This window comes from Methylobacterium sp. P5_C11, assembly GCF_054049775.1.
Map to the genome: position 1 here is coordinate 1 of NZ_JBFULS010000116.1, position 1,475 is coordinate 1,475.

At 68.5% G+C, this 1,475-nt stretch carries 1 protein-coding gene; it reads right to left on the reverse strand.

The genetic code is table 11. The features are described 5' to 3' along the window. Window positions 1–80: 80 nt before the first annotated feature. Window positions 81–1,415, reverse strand: a complete 1,335-nt coding sequence (locus tag ACXJKQ_RS27570) for an IS1182 family transposase (RefSeq protein WP_457108847.1) — start codon at window positions 1,413–1,415, stop codon at window positions 81–83. Window positions 1,416–1,475 lie beyond the last annotated feature (60 nt).

Here is a 1,475-nt window from a genome sequence, read left to right on the forward strand (position 1 = left end):
CTAGGAGCCCGTCCGAGTAACGAGTTCACGAGGTGGGATGAGCGTCGAAGTCTGGGCAGACGTGTGCGTCGGCTTTGGGCTCAGTGCCCGGCCTTCGCCAATTTGAGGAGGTTGTGGGCGGTGCAGATCAGCGCCCATTCGCCCCGGACCTGATCGAGGCCGCGGAGTAAGAACTGTCGGAAGCCCCGGGCCTGCTTGATCTGCCCGAATACCGGCTCGACGACCTGCTTCCGGAGGCGATAGCGGCTGCGGCGGCCAGCCCGCTTCAGGCGCGCAGCCATCGCGCTCATCAACGGCATCTTCGTCAGCCTCCGGCGGCCGGCCGCGTCCGCCTCGCCATGACGTGCTCGACCCGGAGCGAGGTAGCCCGTGATGCCCCGCAGCTGCAGCGCGGCCAGGTTCGCCTCGTTGGCAAAGCCAGCGTCGCCCGAGACCTCGCGTGGTTTGCGCCCGAGATGAGCGTGGACGTCGTCCACAAGCGGCACGAGGGCGCGGTAGTCGGCTGAGTTAGTCACGAGGCGGTGCGCGACGATCACCTGATGCGCGGCATCGACGGCGATCTGCCCGTTGTAGCCCTGCACGAAGCCATCGCGGGTGGGCAGGATCCGGCTGTCCGGGTCGGTGAAGTTGCGCTGCGCCCGGTCGGGCGGACCGCCGTCCTGACTGCGTAGAGGCCGCCCCTGCCAACGCATGCCCGAGGACGCACCCGGCCCGCTCTCGTCCTCGGGGTTGGGCGGCTCGACCGCTTCCGCCTCCAGCGCAGCCTTGGCGGCACGGATCGTCTCCAGCCGCCGCTGCTTGTCGGCCATCCAGTCCGGCGTCTCGTCTCCACGACGGGTCGCGCCCTGCGCCTCATCCTCAGCCGCGTCCGCCTCACGCGCTTGCTCCAGCCAGGCGTCGACCTCGGCGGCCAGCGCTGGCTCGGCTGTCTTCATGCGTGCGTAGCTCATCGCCTTGTGGCGGGAGGCGTTGGCCTTCACCTTGGTGCCGTCCACCGCCACGTGGGCGAACTGGACCAAACCAGCCGCCCGGCACAGGCGCAGCACCTGCACGAACAGGTCGGACAGGGCCACGAGGTGGCGCTTGCGGAAGTCGGCGATGGTTCGGAAGTCCGGTCGGTTCAGGCCAGTCACCGCCATGACGTCGACCCGCTCCTCGCAGGCCCGGGCGAGCTGACGCGAGGAATACAGGCCGCGGCTGTAGCCGTAGAGCAGGAGCGCCACCATCATGCCGGGATGGTAGGGCGGGTAGCCGCGCTCCTCTGTGTAGGTGTCGAGGATGGCCGAGAGGTCGAGCGCCTCCCGCACCGTGTCGCGGACAAAGTGCGCCATGTGCCAGGGTGGCACGAACTCGTGCAACGAGGGCGGCAGCAACCAGCCCTGATCCACATCCCAGGAGCGAAACACCTTGGCCATGAGCAGAGTGAATCACTCCCAGGCCACGCCGTCGAGAGGATTACTCGGACGGGCTCCTAG

Bases quoted from the DNA above. Each gene is read 5' to 3' on its own strand.
- ACXJKQ_RS27570 (WP_457108847.1), bottom strand. From the start codon at position 1,415: ATGGCCAAGGTGTTTCGCTCCTGGGATGTGGATCAGGGCTGGTTGCTG.